Raw genomic sequence first — 17645 nt, 5'->3', positions numbered from 1 at the left:
AACTCAACAGAATATGTGTCGGGATGAACAGTCATCCCCGATCGTTCAGTCATTCCCGGGCACACGCACCCATTTTGCTCCGGTTGCGCGGTCGGTTGGAACAGGGGCACTGCGCTGCACCATTTGTGCAGGTGGAGGCGACCCGGGGCTTTGTGGCGGTGCTTGGTCAGCCCCCAGCCGTTGCCACATCACGGACGCAAGGTTTTTGCCGATCCCGTAATACCAGTGATTGTGGCCGGGAATCACGGTCAGCGAGGTCGGGTGCCCTGCACGGGCCAGATGGGTCAGCGCCGCGCGCGAACTTTCGACGGTGAAGGCCACATCGGCATCGCCAACGAAGCTGTGGATCGGCACCGGGTTCAAAGCGGGAATCATACGAAGGCGGTTGGAATGACCGGAATGAGTCGCGACCGCCCTGAACACACCGCCCCCAAGATTTGCGATGCGCATTGCATGGGCGCCGCCATCCGAATGACCCACCAGATAAATGGATTTGAAATCGATCGCATACTGTTCGGCAGCGTCTTTCAAGAGCGCGCTGAGGAACATCGGCCCCTCCGTGACAAGGGACCAACGTGGTGCCCGCGCGTCCGGGGCCACCAGAACGACATTCTGACGCTTTGCCAGATCCTGCCACATGTCGATCATCGACGCACCGTTCCGCCCTGCCCCATGCAGCAGCACGATGACGGGCCGCGGCGGACCATCGGTCGGCCCGAAGCCGTGCCAAAGACGCTCTTCGGGCGCGCCGAACCCGGCAACCGGTCCGATCTGGAATTCATGCAGCGTGCCGGCATCGGCGGGGACTTGATAGACGTAAGGTCCCCGTCCAGCCCCGTCGAATGTCGGGCCGGTCCGTTCGTCATACGCGCCCACACGATCCGGCAACAGCGCCGCGTGACCAAGCACAAGGGCGATCGGTCCCAGAAGCCAAAGTGTGGCCATGACCACCAGCTTGCGCAGCACCCTGCGGATCACCGGCGGGCGGACCCGAGAAAGCACAGGCCCGCGAGCCCCATGACGACAATCGACAGCGCCAGCCCCATGATCCGCGCTTCGGGTGCGGCACCCTGCACGCCGATCCAGATGCCCGGAAGCGCGATCAGGCAGGCCATTCCAAGGATGCGACGCATCAGGCGACCAATCGTGTGCGCGCCGCGTACATGGGTTTCGTCATAATGCACCATTCTGCCTCTCCCCCGGCCGCGATGTCCCGGCCGTGTTACCGTTTACCGATGAGAAACAGTCTGTTCGGAAAATCTGCCGAATTCAGGGCGCGTTGCGCGCCGGTGCAAGGCATGTTCCGGGCAGGATTGTGACAACCCGTGCGCCCCCGGGCAGCAGCGCTTGATCCCCCGATCAATCCGTGTATACGGAGCGCTCCTTTCGCGGAACGATTTTTACCGCGCAGTCTCTCGTGGGCAGGTGCGAAAGGGTCAAAGCCTGTCCTTTGAAATGCGCCAGAACAGAAACGGAGTGCACATGCCGCTATACGAGCATGTTTTTATCTCGCGTCAGGATTTGTCCAACGCGCAGGCTGAAGGCCTCATCGAACATTTCGGCACGGTCCTTTCCGACAACGGCGGCAAGCTTGTTGATCAGGAATACTGGGGCGTCAAGACGATGGCCTACAAGATCAACAAGAACCGCAAGGGCCATTACGCCTATCTGCGCACCGATGCCCCGGCATCCGCCGTGCAGGAGATGGAGCGCCTGATGCGTCTGCATGACGACGTGATGCGGATTCTGACCATCAAGGTCGACGCACACGAAGAAGGGCCTTCGGCCCAGATGCAGAAACGCGAAGACCGTGGCGACCGCCGCGAGCGTCGCAATTGATCGCCTGAAGAAAGGACGCTAAACCATGGCTGCAAAACCATTTTTCCGCCGTCGTAAGGTGTGCCCATTCTCGGGCGACAACGCACCCAAGATCGACTACAAGGACACCAAGCTGCTGCAACGCTATATCTCGGAGCGCGGCAAGATCGTGCCGTCGCGCATCACCGCGGTGTCGGCCAAGAAACAGCGTGAGCTGGCCCGTGCGATCAAGCGCGCCCGCTTTCTCGCCCTGCTGCCCTACGCAGTGAAGTAAGGAGACACGCACATGCAAGTCATTCTTCTGGAACGCGTGGCCAAGCTTGGCCAGATGGGCGACGTCGTCGACGTCAAGCCCGGCTTCGCGCGCAACTACCTGCTGCTGCAGGGCAAGGCGCTGACCGCCTCGAAAGAGAACATCGCGTCGTTCGAGACTCAGAAAGCGCAGCTCGAGGCGCAGAACCTGGAAACCCGCAAAGAGGCCGAAGCGATGGCCGACAAGCTTGGTGGCCAGCAGTTCATCGTGATTCGTCAGGCGTCGGACGGGGGCAACCTCTACGGTTCCGTCACCACCCGTGACGCGTCTGATGTGGCCACGGCCGAGGGGTTCACCATCGACCGCAAGCAGGTCATCATCCGCCAGCCGATCAAGACGCTTGGTCTGCACGAGGTCGAGGTGCACCTGCACCCCGAAGTGATGGTCACCATCGAGCTGAACGTCGCCCGCTCTCCCGAGGAAGCCGAACTTCAGGCCTCCGGCAAATCCATTCAGGATTTGGCCGCCGAGGAAGAAGCCCAGGCCGAATTCGAAATCCAGGAGCTGTTCGACGATCTCGGTGCCGCTCAGCTGGACGAGTTGGAAACCGAAGTCGAACAAGCGACGGACCAGCCTGCGGTGCAGGAAAAGGCCGAGCTGGACGAGAAGCTGGACGACGACAAGTAAGTCGTCTCGCCATGACATGAGGAAAGGGCCGCGCTTTATGGTGCGGCCTTTTTCGTTTCCCCGGACACGCGGTCACGCCCGCGCCGCGCGCATGCCGGCTTGCCTTTGCGCGCGTATCCTGCTGTCTTGCGCCCATGCCGATCACGCTCAAGCGAATTTCCGTCTCTGCCTGCCGTGTACCGATCACCTTGCCGGTGGCGACATCGTTTGGCGTCATGCACAATCGCCCTGCCGTGTTTATCCGGATCGAAGACGGCGACGGCGCCTTCGGCTGGGGCGAGATCTTTGCCAACTGGCCTGCCGCCGGGGCCGAGCATCGCGCCCGGCTGGTGATCGAGGATTTCGCCGACCTCCTGCTGGATCAGTCCTTCGAAGGTGCGCCTGACCTTTTTACCAGGCTGACGGACCGCACCCATATCCGCGCCCTGCAATGCGGCGAATGGGGACCGTTCCGCCAGGTGATCGCGGGTCTGGATACCGCCATGACCGATCTTCAAGCGCGTCGAGCCGGGCTGCCGGTTGCGCGTTTCCTGTCCTCCGAGGCGCAGATGGCTGTCCCCTGCTACGCCAGCGGAATCGCCATCGCGCAGGCCGCTGATCAGATCGCAGCCAGCCGCGCTTCGGGGTTTGCTGCCTTCAAGGTCAAGGTCGGCTTCGACATGGAGCGCGACACCAACCTGCTGGCACGCGCGGTTGACGGTCTGACCCCCGGTGAAACCCTTTGTGCCGACGCCAACCAGGCCTGGGCCCTGCCAGACGCGGAGCGGTTTCTGGCCATCTGCGCAGAGCTTCCGCTGGGATGGCTCGAAGAACCGCTGCCCGCTGACGCGCCGCTCAGCCATTGGCGCGCGCTGGCGGATCAAAGCCCGTTTCCCTTGGCGGGCGGCGAGAACATCACCGGCACCGGCGGTTTTGCCGATGCCATCGCCACCGGCGTGTTCGGCGTGGTGCAACCCGACATTGCCAAATGGGGCGGCTTCAGCGGGTGTCTTCCGGTCGCGCGGGCCATCCGCGACGCCGGTCTGCGGTTCTGTCCGCATTTCCTCGGCGGCGGCATCGGCCTTGTCGCCTCGGCCCACCTGCTGGCCGCTGCGGGCGGCGACGGGCTGCTTGAGGTCGACGTGAACCCGAACCCCTTGCGCGATGCCTTCGACCCCTGGGGCGGCGCGGCCACGCGCGACATGCTCGGGCTATCGGACGCACCGGGCCTCGGCATTTCCGAGCTGCCAGAAGAGATCACGCGCTACATCACCTATTCAGGCGACCTGCACATGTAACGGCACACGGCTGCGGCACAGGGATCCGGGCGGGTCCCGACGTGTCGTCACGGGAGATCCCGAAACGTAAAAGGCCGCCCAACCGGGCGGCCTTTGAATTTCTGCAAGCCGTCTGGGCTTATTCTTCGTCGTCCAGGGCTTCGACGGCTTTCTCGAGATCGGCTTTCGAGACTTCCTTTTCGGTCACGTTGGCCTGCTCGGCCACGTGGTCGACCACCTTGTCCTCGAAGATCGGCGCGCGCAGCTGCTGCTGCATCTGCTGGTTCTGGCGCACGAAGTCGAAGAAGGCCCGTTCCTGGCCCGGGTACTGCCGTGCCTGGTTCATGATCGCCTGCGTCATCTCGGCATCGGTCACCTCGACCTCGGCCTTCTGACCCAGCTCGGCGAGCAACAGGCCCAGCTTCACGCGGCGCTCGGCCAGCTTGACATGCTCGTCGGTCGGTTCGACCTCGGGGTGATCGTGGCCCTCGACCTCGGGGTTTTCCTCATGCCAAAGCTGGTGGGCGATCTGCTTGGCTTCGGCCTCGACCAGCGACGGCGGCAGATCGACGGACACTTTCTCGTCCAGCTGATCAAGCAGGTCGCGCTTCATCACCTGACGCGCGGCACCGGCATATTCGACCTCGAGGCGCTCGGCGATCTGCGCCTTGAGCGCGGCAAGATCCTCGGCACCGAACTTGGTGGCCAGCTCGTCGTCGATCTCGGCGGCGACGGGTTCCTTGACCTCCTTGATGGTGCATTCGAACACCGCGTCCTTGCCGGCCAGATTCTCGGCGCCGTATTCTTCGGGGAACTTGACCTCGACGTTCTTTTCCTCACCGGCCTTCACGCCGACCAGCTGCTCTTCGAAGCCGGGAATGAACGAACCGGACCCCAGCACCAGCGGATAGTCTTCCGCCGCACCGCCCTCGAAAGGCTCTCCATCGACCTTGCCGACGAAGTCGATCACGACCTGATCGCCGTCCTTGGCCTTGGAGCCCTTCTTGCGCTCCTTGAAGTTCTGCGCGGTCTCGGCGAGGTTCTTGAGCGCCTCGTCAACTTCTTCGTCCCCGGCCTTGACGATCATCTTCTCGAGCTTGAGCGACGACAGGTCGACCTCGGGCATCTCGGGCAGTTTCTCGTAGGACATGTCGACCTGGATGTCGTCGCCCTCTTTCCAGTCCTCGTTGGTCATCTTGACCTCGGGCTGAAGTGCCGGGCGGTCGCCGCTGTCTTCGAAATGCTGCGCCATCGCGCCGTCGATGGTTTCCTGCATCGCTTCGCCCAGCAGGCGCTGGCCGAACTGCTTCTTGAGAAGCGGCATCGGCACCTTGCCTTTGCGGAAACCCTTCATCTCGATTTCGGGCTGCGCTTCCTTGAGCTTTTCGTTGACCTTCGCGTCAAGCTCGTCCGCCGATACGGTGATCGAGTAGCTGCGCTTGAGGCCGTCGTTGAGTGTCTCGGTGACCTGCATGTCGTCCTTATCCATTGCATAGGGGCCGCGGAGGCGTCCGCGGCGGTCAAAATCCACCGCGTCTTAGTGGGGCGATCGGAGCGGCGCAAGCGGAAATGCGCGGCCCTGCGGGGCATCGGCAGAACCGGTCCGACGGCAGCTATCGGCTGACCGCGCGGACAGGCACCGGAACTCCGATATGCCGATTTTCGTTCGATGGGTGGGAAGAGCGGCCCGTCTGGAAACTTGCCACCCTTCCCGTCAACGCCGGCACTGCCGGCCTCAACAAGGGAAGTCATCAATGACACGTTACAAAACTTCAATCTCCTTGTTCGGACTGCTTGCCTGTCTTGGCCCCGCGGCACTGGCGCAATCCGACGGCGACCAGGGGTATTGCGATCTTGGCTATGTGATGGCCGACATGAACGAAGACGGCATGGTCAACCCGGCCGAACACAACGTGGCCATGCAGAGCGAATTCTCGGATCTCGATGCCGATGGTGACGGGACCATCAGCATGGATGAATACACCTCGTGTCGCAGCGCCTGGACAGAGGCATCCAACGTCCGGCAGACGCTTGGCGAAGACGACATGGCGATGCTCGACCGGAATGACGATGGCGAGATCAGCCAGGAGGAATTCACCAGCGCGACCCAGGATGCCATCGAAGCGCGCTGGGGACCGAATCCGCCAGAGCAGAAGGTCGAAGTCATGGAATCGGCCATGGACTCGGACACGGAGTCCGCCGACACGGAAGACACGGCCGATGCGTCGTCCTCCGGCGACATGAACACCGGCTCGGACACGGACACCGGCTCGGACACGGACATGGCCACGGATCAGGAAAACGGCAGCGATCAGGGCTCAGACGGCAGCGATTCTGCCGAGGCATCGACAACGGCCGGCACCGAGGATGCGCAACAGGATGCAATGAACCAGGCCGCCTCAGACATGATCGGACGAATTCTCGTTGTCACGCCCGGCATGACGATGACCCAGGACGATTTCGCAGCCCGTGCCGCGCAAGCCTTCATCCTGATCGACCGTGACCAGAACCGCAGCATCGACGCCAACGAATGGACAGCGACCGATCGCTCTCCGCAGCAGATCCGCGACCGGGCCCGCGCAGAGTTCTCGGCGATGGACACGGACGCATCCGGCGACGTCTCGCGCGAGGAATATGAAAGCGAGTCGATGCGGCGCTGGGACGCGAGACAGTCCGATTCCGGGGCCGATTCCGAGGCCGATTCCGGGGACGGTTCCGGAGCCAATGCAGACGCCAATACTCAGGCCGATGCTCAGGATGCGTCCTCGGGCGATGACGTCGGACAGCCGGTGGTTCTCTACCGCTATCCCGAGCCGATGTAAGCGCGCCTGTCGGCACAACGCGCAGGCCGCCGTCACTCCGGCGGCGGCCCGTCGCGGGCCTTGCGGGGCCGGACGACCGCACCCTTCCGTCCTCGACCGCGAAGCGTCGGGCCGACTCGGAACCATTCGGCGATCCCGTTCATTTTTCCGTCAGACCAAAGCGGTTTTCACCGCCAGCTTGTCAAACGCCAGGGGCCCTGGCGGGAAAGAGCATGTTGAATGGAAAAGCCATCGGTAAGATTTCCTTTCGCCTCCAACGAGCACGCGCGCCTGAAGGAGGTGCGGGAGGTCGTCGGGCCAGCGAGAAACGGCGATCCCGTCCTACAACGCGTCGCCGACCGCGCCAGCGTTCTTCTGGGAAGCCCGGCGGCTGTGGTGTCCGTGGTCGAATCCGAACATCAATGGTTTCTCGCACGGGTCGGCATCGATCTCGACGCCACGCCGCGCGACTATTCGATCTGCTCGCGCACGATCATGTCCAACGAACCGCTGGTGTTGGCCGACACTCTGAAGAACCCGGAATTCGCGGCGCATCCTGCCGTCATGCTGGAACCTCGCGTGCGGTTTTACGTCGGCGCGCCGATCATCCTGTCATCGGGATTTCGCGTCGGCAGTGTCTGTGCGCTTGATACCCAGCCGCATGAGCCGCCCACCCGGGAGACGCTGGACCAACTTGTGCAGCTGGCAGCCGAGACCGCGGCCTACCTCGAAACCCTCTATGCCGAGCGGAATGCGGATCGTACGGACAGGCGCGAGCGTATCAAGAGCGACGCGCAGAAAGAGTTCCTGTCCCTTGTCGGTCACGAGTTCCGCACCCCGCTGACCGTTCTTCTGGGCAATGCTCTTTTGCTGCGCGCCCGCGTCGAAGGCGCGACCGAACAGCGGATGGTCGACGCGATTTCCGCTTCGGGACGTCACCTGCATCACCTGATCGAGCACGTGATCCGGTTCAGCAATCTCGATAGTGGAGAGCTTGTTCTCGCAGAGGAATCGATTGTCTGCAACGACCTGCTCAGCGCCGCCGCCACCCCGATAGGGCCGATCGCGCAGGCGTCAGACAGGGCGATCTCGACATTCTGCGCGAAGGACGTTTCGATCGTCCGAGGTGATGGCGAACAGCTTTCTATCGCGCTTACCGCGCTGATCACGAATGCCGTGACACATGGCGAGGGCGCGATCGAGGTGTCTGCCCGCCGGTGTGATGACGGAACACTCAGCATGGCGGTCTATGACGACGGGGATGGCCCGCGCGCGGACCAGATCGAGAAGGCCGACCGCCCGTTCATGATCGGATCCGACGTCGACACGCGGCAGAAAAGCGGCCTCGGCCTGGGCCTGCCGCTCGCGAAGCGGATCGTTCAGCTTCACGGCGGCTGGTTGCAAAGCGGCAGGGAAGGCGCACGGGCGCTGGTGGAACTTCGGTTGCCCGGCTGGCGCTGTGCACCGCCCCTCGCCTGAACAAGCGGGCTGTTGGTGCGAACACGAAGCCCGAAAGCTCAGCCGGCATTCTGGTCAGCGAACAAGTCCGCCGGTTCGATCCCGCGCTTTTCGGCACTGGCGCGCACCGCGTCCTTCAGCGCCGCGCTTCGGTCCAGCAATCGACGGAACCGCAGTTCGTCCAGTTCAAGCAGGGTCGACGGCGCAATTGCGCGCACTTCGGTCCTGCGCGTCCGGTTCATCAGGATCGCCATCTGGCCAAACATCTCTCCGCGCCCGAGCCGCCAGGTCTGGCCGGCGGTTTCGACTTCGGCCGCACCCGATGCGATGAAGAACACGCTTTTCGCGGTGCCGTCCTTGCGGATGACGATATCGCCGGCATTCACGTATCGCGTCTTGAGCACGCGGCCCAGCCGTTTCAGAACCGGCTCTTCCAGGGCCGAGAACAGCGGAAACTGGCGCACCAGCTCGATGCGTTGCAGCGCGATGTCAAGCTGGGGGCGCTCCTCGGCCGCCGCGCGGCGCAGATCGAGATCCGCCATCAGCTTGGTGTAGACTTCGGCTCCGATGAGGCCGTCCTCGCGCATGGTCGCGTATTCGCGCTCTTCCAGCCGCAGGGCGGTGCGGCGGATGAAGCGGCGTTCCAGCTCCTCGGCATAGCCGGGATATTGCAGGCGAAGCCCGTCCAGGGCGGTTTCGACAGTGTCGATCCGGCGCGACAGCGACTCGCGCAAGAGGTCCGCCACCCGCCTGCCGTGAATGCGGCGGATGCGGCTGTCGATGAAGGCCCCCAGATCGCGCAGGACCAGCCGTTGCGACAAGAGCAATTCGAACCGGTCCGCCGTCATCCGGGCCAGGGGTCCGGACAGGCGCAACCGGCTGTGCAGCAGGCCCGCGGCACGGAAAGTCCGCCCGTAGGCGACGCTGCGCCGCGCCGCACGATTGTAGCCGCCGCGCCCGCCCGAGCGGGCCCCCTCGATCAGGCGATCGGCGTCCGACAGCACCTGTTCGGCCATCCGGGCCGAGATCGTCCGCTCGCGCATCCGGACAAGGATCGTGTCGCGTTCATGCCCGGCCAGCGCGATCAGGCCCAGGGTGATGCGGTCGCGGTCCTGGATATCCGCGCTGTCCTCGGCCGTCTTGACGGCGTCCTCCAGCCGTTCGCCGAACCGCTTGGCTTCGGACCGGACGATATCATGGTCGAGTTCGTAATTCTCGGTCGTGCGCGCCACGTCCTCGCGGACCGTCTGCAAGGCGACGGCCACCACCTGCCGCGACAGCGCTTCATCTATCGGCGAAAGCCGGTCGAGCCCCAACCGGCGGATCATCCAACGGAGCGTCGTGCCCTGCACGATCAGCGTGAACAGCGTGAACCCTGTCGCCAGGATGCCGACGAGGCGCTGGATGCCGTCGGGAACGCGAAAGCTTTCCGTGACCGCGAGCGCCAGGGCCAGCGTCACCGCCCCGCGCAGGCCGCCCCAGAGGATGGCGACCCGGTACGGCCGTTCGACAGAGGGCGAGACCTTGAGCATGGTCAGCATCGGCAAGAGACCGAAAAGGATCAGCACCCGTGCGGCGATGGCCGCGAGGATCACCACGCCGACCAGCAGGAAATCCTCGACGCGCACCTCTTCCAGAAGCCGCGGAATCAGCAGCGCGGCAAGGATGAAGATCAGCGCCCCGGCCCAATGCGCCAGCACGTCCCAAAGTTCGCGCAGGTTCGCCCATGCCTGCGGCGGCAGGCGCCCCGGCCCGGTCAGGTTCAGCGTCAGCCCGGCCGCGACCACAGCGATCACGCCGGAGGCCCCGACGCTCTGTTCCGCACCGATATAGGCAAGGTAAGGCAGCGCGACGGAGATCGAGATTTGCGCAAGCTCGTGTCGGCTGAACATCGCCATGACCCAGACGGCGATACGCGCCGCCAGCCATCCGGTCAGCGCCCCGCCGAAAATCAGCAGCGGGAACCGGGCCAGAGCGTCCCCGAGCTTGGGGTCGGGCACACCCAGCATGACGAAGCCCATGAACAGCCCGAACAGCGCAATCGCCGCGGCGTCATTCAGCAGGCTTTCCCCTTCGATGATCCGCGCAAGCCGGCGCGGTGCCGAGATCGACCGGAAGATCGAGACCACCGCCGACGGGTCGGTGGTCGACACGATCGCCCCGATCAACAGGCAGGCGGCAAGCGGCAGCGCAGAGGCCCAGGCAAGCGCATAACCCACGCTGAGCGTCGCCACCACCACCGCCACAACCGCAAGCACCAGGATCGGCACCCAATCGTCGAGCATCCGGCGCAGGTTCATGCCAAGCGTCGCCTGAAACAGCAGCGTCGGCAGAAAGACGTACAGGAACACGTTCGACCGGATCGGCAGGTTCAGGATCGCCTCGGCCACCGGATTGAGCGCATCGGTATATTCGGTACGCAGGAAAAAGATCGCGCCGACGCCGATCAGGATGCCGATGCTCGCCAGGATCACGCTGTAAGGCAGTCGCAACCGCGCCGCCAACGGCTCTGCCACCCCGATGACCAGGAACATCGACGCGATGACTGTCGTGATCAGAACAATGTCCATGTTCTTGAAATACCATGTCGTTCGCTGGCCGCATCTTGAAAACGTCCTTGCTCGTGAACAGAACAGGTCTCCTTCGCTGACCTGCCCTGATTCGAAGCTTTTGGCTGCGGCAGGCAACGCACGACGAGCGAAAGACTGGATCCGCATGCAAAATCAGCCGACAATCCTCTCCAGCGGCAAATTGCATGGGGACGGTCGGATGGCATCACTGAGCACGGAACGCTTGCGGGACTACCGGGGCGTCGTCACCGATACCGATGTCTGGGGCTGGTTCATGCTGCGGCCCGACGACGTCTTCGTCGTCACGCCGCCGAAATGCGGCACGACCTGGATGCTCAATATCGTGATGATGCTGATCCACGGCCGCGCCCTGCCCGATGCCGGTGGATCGCAGCACGCGCCCTGGCTCGACGCCGCGTTCCGCGACCGGCGCGAGATAAGCGCATTCCTCGACGGGCTCGACCGGCGGCGCTGCATCAAGTCACACACGCCGATGGACGGCATCTCCTACGCCGCCGAGCCGACCTATGTCGTGGTGTATCGCCATCCGGTCGACGTGCATTTCTCGCTCCGCGCCCATGCGGCGAACATGAAGCATGACTGGCTTGATTACATGTTCCCCGAGGATGAGCGCGCGGGCTTTCGCCGCTTCCTCGACGCGCCGCTGACCGATGGCGGCACCGACGACCTTACCATCGCCTCGATCGTGCAGCACTACCAGGAGGCCCGCGCGCGCGAGGCCAACGGCAACGTGCATTTCTTCCATTACGCCGATCTTTCCCGCGACCTGCCCGGGCAGATCGCGCGGCTTGCCGGGCTGCTCGGCATCCCGCTGTCCGACGCAGTGCGCGACGAGATCACCGAGGCCACGACCTTCGCCACCATGCGCAACGCGGTGGAGACCAGCGAACGGCGCTTCCACGAGGACACTCCGTTCCACGATCTCGCCGATTTCTACAATTCCGGCAGTTCCGGCAAATGGGAGGGCCGGCTGACCGCGGCCGATATGGACGCCTACACCGCGCGGATGGCCGAATTGCTGCCTTCGGATGACGCGGCGTGGTTGAACTGGGGAGACCGCCGCGCGCCCTGAGCCGCGTTCATTTGATTTCGCACTGGCTGCTGGCCGTTGCCCGGGGCCACCACCTGCAACAGTGTTGGGGTCTGCCAAGCGACGAGAGGCGTGGAACCTGAAGCCGCCAGAGGGTCGGCCTACTCAGACGTAGAAATCCAGTTCCTCTTGGGCTTTTAGGAGATCCCTCATTTCAATCGGGTCCTCTCCGAAGAAGAACACCAATCCCCAATGCGTCCCGAAGGCGGATCGATCCGGCACGGTTTCCTGCGCAGGTGCGACCAGTTCGTGCGTGTCGAAATAGGGATGCTCCGTGGTTTCTTTCGGCATTTCGAGTTTGCTGACCACACGACGACGCGGGTACACGCCAAAGCAACCGGCGTATCCCTTGGCGTCTTCCACTTCGCGCGGGAAAAACGCGTCCACCTCTTCTTTGGTGCTCTTGGGATCGAAGACCAGGATGGAGGCCTGGTAGGCACTGAAGCCGTAAGCCCGTTCGATCAACTCGAATGCCTTGAACCCGGGCGGGCGGTAGGCAACCTCGCCAAAGTACATTTCACCGTCGGATGTCACGAAATACTCCGGGTGGATCTGGCCGAACTTGATGTCGAAGGTCTTGATCAACTTCTCGATCTGCTTGGTGATCGCATCGCGCCAGCTTTCCAGTTCCCTGGTCGCGGGCACGAATACCGAGTATCCAAGCGTGACATATTCCGAGATGTTCAGAAACTTGATCTCGCCGTCATGTATCCAGGCCTCGACCGCGAATTCCCACCCATCGAGATGGCTTTCCATCAGCAGTGGATATTCTTCGTCCGGAATTTTATCGATGTCTTCGATGTCACGGATCATGCGGTGCCCGAGGCATCCGGCCTTGTCGAAGGCCTTGACATGGATCGGATCATCCGGGTCGCCGTCAAGCTTGAGCAGCGTCTGGTTCACCCGCTTCATGAAACGGACGATGTCGTCCTTTTCATAGGCTTCCTCGAAGATCCCGACGCGGATGCCACCCAGTTGGGCACGCCGTTTCATCAACGCCTTGTCGCGGAACAGGATGGATTGGCCGTACATGCGCGGCTGATCCATGAGCACCGAGTTGATGGCGCCGGACCATTCGACCGTTTCTTCGAACAGGGGAATGGCAACGTCGACGCCATCGTCCTTGAGCCGTTGGGCGATCTCCATGGACCTGTCGTTCAGCCGGGCGAAATCCCACGAGATGTAGGGAATGCTGTTCGCTTCGCAAAAATCAGCGGCCCAATCTGGTGCGACCACCACGTAGCGACGATCAAATTTCTGGGCCGCCTTGATGGCGTTGACACTCCATCCGAGCAACGCGACGTAGCCCTTGTTCGGGTCTTTGGGCGTTTCGGTTCCGCGCACGGAATCCAGTGTCGGGTCGGTCCAGTTCGAGACGTCTCTGGCGGGAAGGGCTTCTGATGATTTCGAGATAACGCAGTCTCCTTGGTTGTGTTCACAACATGCCAGGCATCCGGTCGAACGCTTTGACACATCTGGATCAATATACTTAGCTTATCTAAACATATAGAAGCAGGGTCCATTTTTCAATCGGGCCCTCGAGCAGGCTACAAGCCAACCGAAATCTCGGAGAAAGGTTCCCTTTGACAACTTATTATTTGTTTTCCTGCTAGGGAAAAAGGTTCTCTGGCGGCATATCCGAGCGACCTCTGCCGCAGAACCCTGGTCAGAAACGTATGCGGATTACTTAGACAGGCAAAAGAACCCGTCTCGTTTCAAGAAGCTACCGGCTCCGAACACGCAGTGACGGACCCATGAGGGATCAGCCGAAGGCTTCTGTTCGGACGCGGCGGGATGCTTCGGACATCGCCCGGTTGACGTGTCCCGCGCATCCGAAGATCGCGGCATCACCCGGCCTTGACAGCGGTTCGCGGCCAAACTTGCCTGCCCTGGCGGGTTCAGGAGTTGCCAAGCCTTCGGCAATCAGGTGTAACGTCGATCCGATGGCTGGCGAGAAGACAGCCCTGCAATTTGCCGATGCGATCTCCAGCTTGATGGATCGATCCGCGTGAAAGAACCTTGGGAGCCTGTCCTGCATGTACGTTTTTTCCAATCCGGTTGGAGCCGGCTCACTTTGGTTCCACAACCTTGCCACGGCGGACGGAAGCCCGGTTGCCTATGACCCGCAAGCCAGGGCGTTCATTGCGACGCCCCCGTTTTGCGCCAACCGCGATATCATAGGATGCAACTGGATTGCCGCGAAACCGGGAGCCTTCTGTCGCTCATGTGCCATGACGACGGTGTCACCGGATACATCCATTCCGAATTCGCTTGCCAATTGGGCGCAGACCGAGGCCGCGAAACGCTGGACGCTCGACAATCTTGGCCGCTGGCACTGGTTTCGCCCGGAAGACCCGGGAACGCCACCGGTGTTTCACATGCTTGCCGAAGGGCCTACGCCCGTTGCCATGGGACATATCGACGGCGTGGTCACCATCAGCGTGGCCGAAGCCGATCCTGTTCTCAGCACAACGCGGCGCGAGGCCCTGGAGGAACCCTATCGCACGATGATTGGCCATATGCGTCATGAGATTGCACATATGCTCTGGTGGCGGCTCAGTCTGCGCACCGATTTCATCGAGGCCTTTCGCAACGTGTTCGGCGATGAACGAGCAGACTATTCAGCGGCGTTGCAACGTCATTATGCCAACGGACCGCCCGCGGACTGGAGCCTGAACTATCTGACGACATATGCGTCTGCCCACCCGCACGAGGACTGGGCAGAAACGGCAGCCCATCTTCTGCATCTGACCGACATCACCGATAGCGTGATCTCGTCAGGCTTTTCATCGCCGGCCCTGCCGCATCCGGGCTGGGATCCCTATTCGGAACCGGATGCCATGTCACTGTTACGGGTTGCGGTGTCTGTCGTCATGGGTGTCAACCACGTGAATCGTTCGATGGGTCTGGCAGATATCTATCCGTTCGTGGTTTCTGTCGAAGCTCAACGCAAACTTGCCTTCGTCCATGAATGGCTGCGCAAAGGTGCGCAAGGCAGATGACCGGCGCCCCTTTCGCGGGGCATGCTGATTACCGCGAAATGTTCCTGGATCAGGCGACCCGGCGCAGGAAACGCCGAAGGCGCTCGTCCTTTGGCGTGTCGAGCACCTGGTCCGGCGGGCCGACCTCGACGATACGGCCACCGTCCATGAACACCACGCGATCCGCGATCTCGCGGGCGAACTGCATCTCGTGCGTGACGATCAGCATGGTCTGGCGCTGCTCGGCCACGCGGCGCATGAGGTCGAGCACCTCGCCAACCCATTCGGGATCGAGTGCGGAAGTCGGTTCGTCGAAGAGCATGAGATCCGCACCGATGGCCATGGCGCGCCCGATGCCGACGCGCTGCTGCTGGCCACCCGAAAGCGCAGAGGGATAACTGTCGGCCTTTTCGGCAAGCCCGGTCTCGGCCAGCACGGCAAGCGCGCGGCGCTCTGCCTCATCCTTCGGACGGCGCTGCACCGTCACCAGCGCTTCCATGATGTTCTCCTTCGCCGTCTTGTTGGCAAAGAGCGCGTAGTTCTGAAAGACAAAGGCCGTGGCCCGGCGAAGCGCAAGCATGTCCCGCTTGGACGCACGTTCGGCATCGACGACGACGTCGCCCACCGCAATCGTGCCGGCGTCCGGCCGGTCGAGGAAGTTCACGCAGCGCAGAAGCGTCGACTTGCCGGTTCCGGACGGGCCGATCACGACGACCCGCTCTCCATCGGCAATGTCGAGATCGATCGCATCCAGCACCGTGGTGCCGCCGAAGCGCTTGGTGAGTCCGCGTATCGAGATCATCGCGCATAGGCCTTGTTGAGATATGTTTCGAGCTGCTTCTGCCCCTGGTTCAGCGTCTCGACGATGATCCAGTACAGGATGGCGACGACCAGGAACGCCTCGAAGTAGAGAAAGCTGCCCGCTGCCTCCTTCTGCGTGGCACCCATCATCTCGGTCACCCCCAGTGTGAAGGCCAGCGACGTGCCCTTGATCATGTCGATGAAGTAATTGACCAGCGTCGGCGCCGCGATCCGGCCCGCCTGCGGAAGCACGATGCGCCGCATCATCTGCGCCGGGGTCATGCCGATCGATTGCGCCGCCTCCCACTGGCTGCGGTCGACTCCGATGATCGCGGCGCGGATCGCCTCGGCCATGTAGGCCGAGAAATGCAGCGTCAGGCCCATGATCGCGGCCGTCACACCATTGATCTGGGCGAGGAACGACAGGACCTGCGGCAGCCCGTAATAGAACAGGAAAAGCTGGACCAGAAGCGGCGTGCCGCGGAAGAAGCTGATGAACAGCATCACCAGCCAGTCCAGCCCCGGCACCCGGATCACCCGTTCCACGGCAAGCAGCGAGGCCAGCACAAGCGCGCAGACCATCGCCACGCTTGCCATGAACAGCGTCAGCGGCACGTAGCCCAGGATCACGGGCACTAGCCCCAGCATGTAGTCGAGGTCGAGCGCCCGCATGGTTCAGCTTACTCGGCTTCGGTTGCGGGCGGGGTGATGTCGCTGTCGAACCATTTCCGCGAAATGTCCGCCAGCGTGCCATCCTCCTGCAACGCGGTCAGCGCGTCGTTCACCCGGTTGCGCATCGCACGGCCGTCCTCGGTGTCGCGGAACGGAAACGCGTTGCGGATTTCGGAGAACGGCTGACCGGCCAGTTCCAGCGGCAGCGGGCTTTCCTGGATCACCTGCGCCGCCGAGACCCGGTCCATCACGAACGCATCCACACGACCCAATGCGGTGTCCTGCTCGATGTTGGATTCGTAGGTCCGGATGTCGATCTCGTCGGCATAGGGAAGATCGCGAAGCAGCTGCTCGAAATTCGAGCCGAGATTGACCGCGACGGTCTTGCCGCGCAGGTCTTCCACGCCTTCGATCTCCTCATTGCCTTCCCTCGTGACGACCTGTGCGCCATCGATCACGTAGGGCTGGGTGAAGACGAACCTCGCCTCGCGTTCTGGAGTGATGGTGATCTGGTTGGCGATCGTGTCGATCCGCCCGGCGTCCAGCGCGCCGATCAGGCCCGAAAAGGACATGGTCTCGAACGAGATCTCGAGCCCGGCCTCCTCGCCGATGGCGTTCATCACGTCCACCTCGAAGCCCTGCAACTCGTCCTGGCGCACGAAGGTGAAGGGAAAGTAACCGCCGGACATGCCGACGCGCAGCGTATCGCTATCCTGTGCCGTTGCGGCTCCGGACAGACCGACCGCAACGATGGAAGCGGCGACAAGGGTTCTCAGCATCTTGAATCTCCTGCTTTAGATTGACCACGGACTTGACGTCTCAACGCCTCGCTATCAACGGGTTGTTCCAAAATGAGAGAGACTGTCCGGGCGGCGGGCTTCAATCAGGAGCGACGTCCTCCGCGGGGCTGGCTTCGTGGAACAAAGATCCATGCCTGCAGGTTCGAAGAGGTCCAATTGTTTCGCCTCGCGCGACCGCAGGCCTCCGTTCCCTGGCCATTGCCTGGTACCGGCTTTGCCAACGCAACAGCCCTAGACAACTCCGATCTGCATGTGCGCGAAGGAAACGCGATACAATCTGCTGCGTGCTGAATCGCGACACCGTCAAACGCCCGCTTGAATCATGAACGAACAGATGCCCCTATTTCAGAGGCCTTTTTTGTTATCAGTGACGTGAGGTGGTGCGGGTGAAGGGACTCGAACCCCCACGCCAAAGGCGCCAGAACCTAAATCTGGTG

Annotated in this window: 16 protein-coding genes; 8 read left to right on the top strand and 8 right to left on the bottom strand. The window is 62.6% G+C overall.

The window, feature by feature from the left end:
• Positions 1-45: 45 nt before the first annotated feature.
• Both LCF60_RS17115 and LCF60_RS17110 read right to left on the bottom strand, forming a co-directional pair.
• A complete protein-coding gene (locus tag LCF60_RS17115) occupies positions 46-1002 on the bottom strand; it encodes a hypothetical protein (RefSeq protein ID WP_292293417.1) in 957 nt (318 codons plus the stop codon).
• Positions 975-1187 carry a hypothetical protein gene (locus tag LCF60_RS17110; protein WP_292293415.1) on the bottom strand — a complete coding sequence of 71 codons (213 nt, stop codon included), beginning with the start codon at positions 1185-1187 and terminating at the stop codon, positions 975-977. Before LCF60_RS17110 ends, LCF60_RS17115 begins: the two co-directional genes overlap by 28 nt.
• A gap of 295 nt (positions 1188-1482) precedes the next feature.
• Here LCF60_RS17110 and rpsF point away from each other — a divergent pair, with 295 nt between their 5' ends.
• The 4 genes from rpsF to LCF60_RS17090 all read left to right on the top strand — a co-directional run bounded on the left by rpsF (position 1483) and on the right by LCF60_RS17090 (position 4035).
• The gene (rpsF, locus tag LCF60_RS17105; RefSeq protein WP_292293413.1) at positions 1483-1839 is read left to right on the top strand and encodes a 30S ribosomal protein S6; all 357 of its coding nucleotides are present in this window, start codon (positions 1483-1485) and stop codon (positions 1837-1839) included.
• Between the two features lie 25 nt (positions 1840-1864).
• Complete coding sequence (rpsR, locus tag LCF60_RS17100; protein WP_008328567.1) at positions 1865-2092, top strand: 30S ribosomal protein S18; 228 nt, start codon at positions 1865-1867, stop codon at positions 2090-2092.
• Between the two features lie 12 nt (positions 2093-2104).
• On the top strand, positions 2105-2758 hold the full coding sequence (gene rplI / locus LCF60_RS17095) for a 50S ribosomal protein L9 (protein ID WP_292293411.1): 654 nt from the start codon (positions 2105-2107) through the stop codon (positions 2756-2758).
• 134 nt (positions 2759-2892) lie between these two features.
• A complete protein-coding gene (locus LCF60_RS17090) occupies positions 2893-4035 on the top strand; it encodes a mandelate racemase/muconate lactonizing enzyme family protein (protein WP_292293409.1) in 1143 nt (380 codons plus the stop codon).
• A 118-nt stretch (positions 4036-4153) separates the two neighbouring features.
• Here LCF60_RS17090 and tig read toward each other — a convergent pair whose 3' ends face one another.
• Positions 4154-5488 carry a trigger factor gene (tig, locus tag LCF60_RS17085; protein WP_292293446.1) on the bottom strand — a complete coding sequence of 445 codons (1335 nt, stop codon included), beginning with the start codon at positions 5486-5488 and terminating at the stop codon, positions 4154-4156.
• Between the two features lie 280 nt (positions 5489-5768).
• On the opposite strand from tig, the gene LCF60_RS17080 reads away from it, so the two are divergent.
• Positions 5769-6836 (top strand): hypothetical protein, encoded by a 1068-nt coding sequence (locus LCF60_RS17080; protein ID WP_292293408.1) that lies wholly within the window; start codon positions 5769-5771, stop codon positions 6834-6836.
• A 219-nt stretch (positions 6837-7055) separates the two neighbouring features.
• On the top strand, positions 7056-8294 hold the full coding sequence (locus LCF60_RS17075) for a HAMP domain-containing sensor histidine kinase (protein ID WP_292293406.1): 1239 nt from the start codon (positions 7056-7058) through the stop codon (positions 8292-8294).
• A 38-nt stretch (positions 8295-8332) separates the two neighbouring features.
• On the opposite strand, the gene LCF60_RS17070 is transcribed toward LCF60_RS17075, so the two are convergent.
• On the bottom strand, positions 8333-10843 hold the full coding sequence (locus LCF60_RS17070) for a cation:proton antiporter (RefSeq protein WP_292293405.1): 2511 nt from the start codon (positions 10841-10843) through the stop codon (positions 8333-8335).
• Positions 10844-11042: 199 nt separating this feature from the next.
• Here LCF60_RS17070 and LCF60_RS17065 point away from each other — a divergent pair, with 199 nt between their 5' ends.
• The gene (locus LCF60_RS17065; RefSeq protein WP_292293403.1) at positions 11043-11936 is read left to right on the top strand and encodes a sulfotransferase domain-containing protein; all 894 of its coding nucleotides are present in this window, start codon (positions 11043-11045) and stop codon (positions 11934-11936) included.
• Positions 11937-12059: 123 nt separating this feature from the next.
• On the opposite strand, the gene LCF60_RS17060 is transcribed toward LCF60_RS17065, so the two are convergent.
• Positions 12060-13298: a carboxylate--amine ligase gene (locus LCF60_RS17060; RefSeq protein WP_292293402.1), complete on the bottom strand. Its 1239-nt coding sequence runs from the start codon at positions 13296-13298 to the stop codon at positions 12060-12062.
• A gap of 692 nt (positions 13299-13990) precedes the next feature.
• Between LCF60_RS17060 and LCF60_RS17055 the strand changes: the two genes are divergently transcribed.
• Positions 13991-14956 (top strand): putative zinc-binding metallopeptidase, encoded by a 966-nt coding sequence (locus LCF60_RS17055; protein WP_363318428.1) that lies wholly within the window; start codon positions 13991-13993, stop codon positions 14954-14956.
• Positions 14957-15005: 49 nt separating this feature from the next.
• Here the strand turns inward: LCF60_RS17055 and LCF60_RS17050 are convergent, their stop codons facing one another.
• The 3 genes from LCF60_RS17050 to LCF60_RS17040 are packed head-to-tail and all read right to left on the bottom strand — an operon-like array spanning position 15006 to position 17187.
• The gene (locus tag LCF60_RS17050) at positions 15006-15737 is read right to left on the bottom strand and encodes an amino acid ABC transporter ATP-binding protein (RefSeq protein ID WP_292293399.1); all 732 of its coding nucleotides are present in this window, start codon (positions 15735-15737) and stop codon (positions 15006-15008) included.
• Positions 15734-16408: an amino acid ABC transporter permease gene (locus LCF60_RS17045; protein ID WP_292293397.1), complete on the bottom strand. Its 675-nt coding sequence runs from the start codon at positions 16406-16408 to the stop codon at positions 15734-15736. Before LCF60_RS17045 ends, LCF60_RS17050 begins: the two co-directional genes overlap by 4 nt.
• An 8-nt stretch (positions 16409-16416) precedes the next feature.
• Entirely contained in the window at positions 16417-17187 is a 771-nt protein-coding gene (locus LCF60_RS17040) for an amino acid ABC transporter substrate-binding protein (RefSeq protein ID WP_292293395.1), read from the bottom strand.
• Positions 17188-17645 lie beyond the last annotated feature (458 nt).

The sequence above is a fragment of the Marivita sp. genome, from assembly GCF_020055635.1.
In the GTDB taxonomy this organism is placed as follows: domain Bacteria; phylum Pseudomonadota; class Alphaproteobacteria; order Rhodobacterales; family Rhodobacteraceae; genus Marivita.
This window is presented reverse-complemented; position numbering and strand designations above follow the sequence as displayed.

What these genes read in the sequence shown, in the direction of transcription:
- LCF60_RS17045 (WP_292293397.1), bottom strand. Translation starts at nt 16,408, where the DNA reads ATGCGGGCGCTCGACCTCGACTACATGCTGGGGCTAGTGCCCGTGATC.
- LCF60_RS17070 (WP_292293405.1), bottom strand. Translation starts at nt 10,843, where the DNA reads ATGGACATTGTTCTGATCACGACAGTCATCGCGTCGATGTTCCTGGTC.
- LCF60_RS17040 (WP_292293395.1), bottom strand. Translation starts at nt 17,187, where the DNA reads ATGCTGAGAACCCTTGTCGCCGCTTCCATCGTTGCGGTCGGTCTGTCC.
- LCF60_RS17110 (WP_292293415.1), bottom strand. Translation starts at nt 1,187, where the DNA reads ATGGTGCATTATGACGAAACCCATGTACGCGGCGCGCACACGATTGGT.
- LCF60_RS17080 (WP_292293408.1), top strand. Translation starts at nt 5,769, where the DNA reads ATGACACGTTACAAAACTTCAATCTCCTTGTTCGGACTGCTTGCCTGT.
- LCF60_RS17090 (WP_292293409.1), top strand. Translation starts at nt 2,893, where the DNA reads ATGCCGATCACGCTCAAGCGAATTTCCGTCTCTGCCTGCCGTGTACCG.
- rpsF (WP_292293413.1), top strand. Translation starts at nt 1,483, where the DNA reads ATGCCGCTATACGAGCATGTTTTTATCTCGCGTCAGGATTTGTCCAAC.
- rplI (WP_292293411.1), top strand. Translation starts at nt 2,105, where the DNA reads ATGCAAGTCATTCTTCTGGAACGCGTGGCCAAGCTTGGCCAGATGGGC.
- tig (WP_292293446.1), bottom strand. Translation starts at nt 5,488, where the DNA reads ATGCAGGTCACCGAGACACTCAACGACGGCCTCAAGCGCAGCTACTCG.
- LCF60_RS17055 (WP_363318428.1), top strand. Translation starts at nt 13,991, where the DNA reads ATGTACGTTTTTTCCAATCCGGTTGGAGCCGGCTCACTTTGGTTCCAC.
- LCF60_RS17050 (WP_292293399.1), bottom strand. Translation starts at nt 15,737, where the DNA reads ATGATCTCGATACGCGGACTCACCAAGCGCTTCGGCGGCACCACGGTG.
- rpsR (WP_008328567.1), top strand. Translation starts at nt 1,865, where the DNA reads ATGGCTGCAAAACCATTTTTCCGCCGTCGTAAGGTGTGCCCATTCTCG.
- LCF60_RS17065 (WP_292293403.1), top strand. Translation starts at nt 11,043, where the DNA reads ATGGCATCACTGAGCACGGAACGCTTGCGGGACTACCGGGGCGTCGTC.
- LCF60_RS17075 (WP_292293406.1), top strand. Translation starts at nt 7,056, where the DNA reads ATGGAAAAGCCATCGGTAAGATTTCCTTTCGCCTCCAACGAGCACGCG.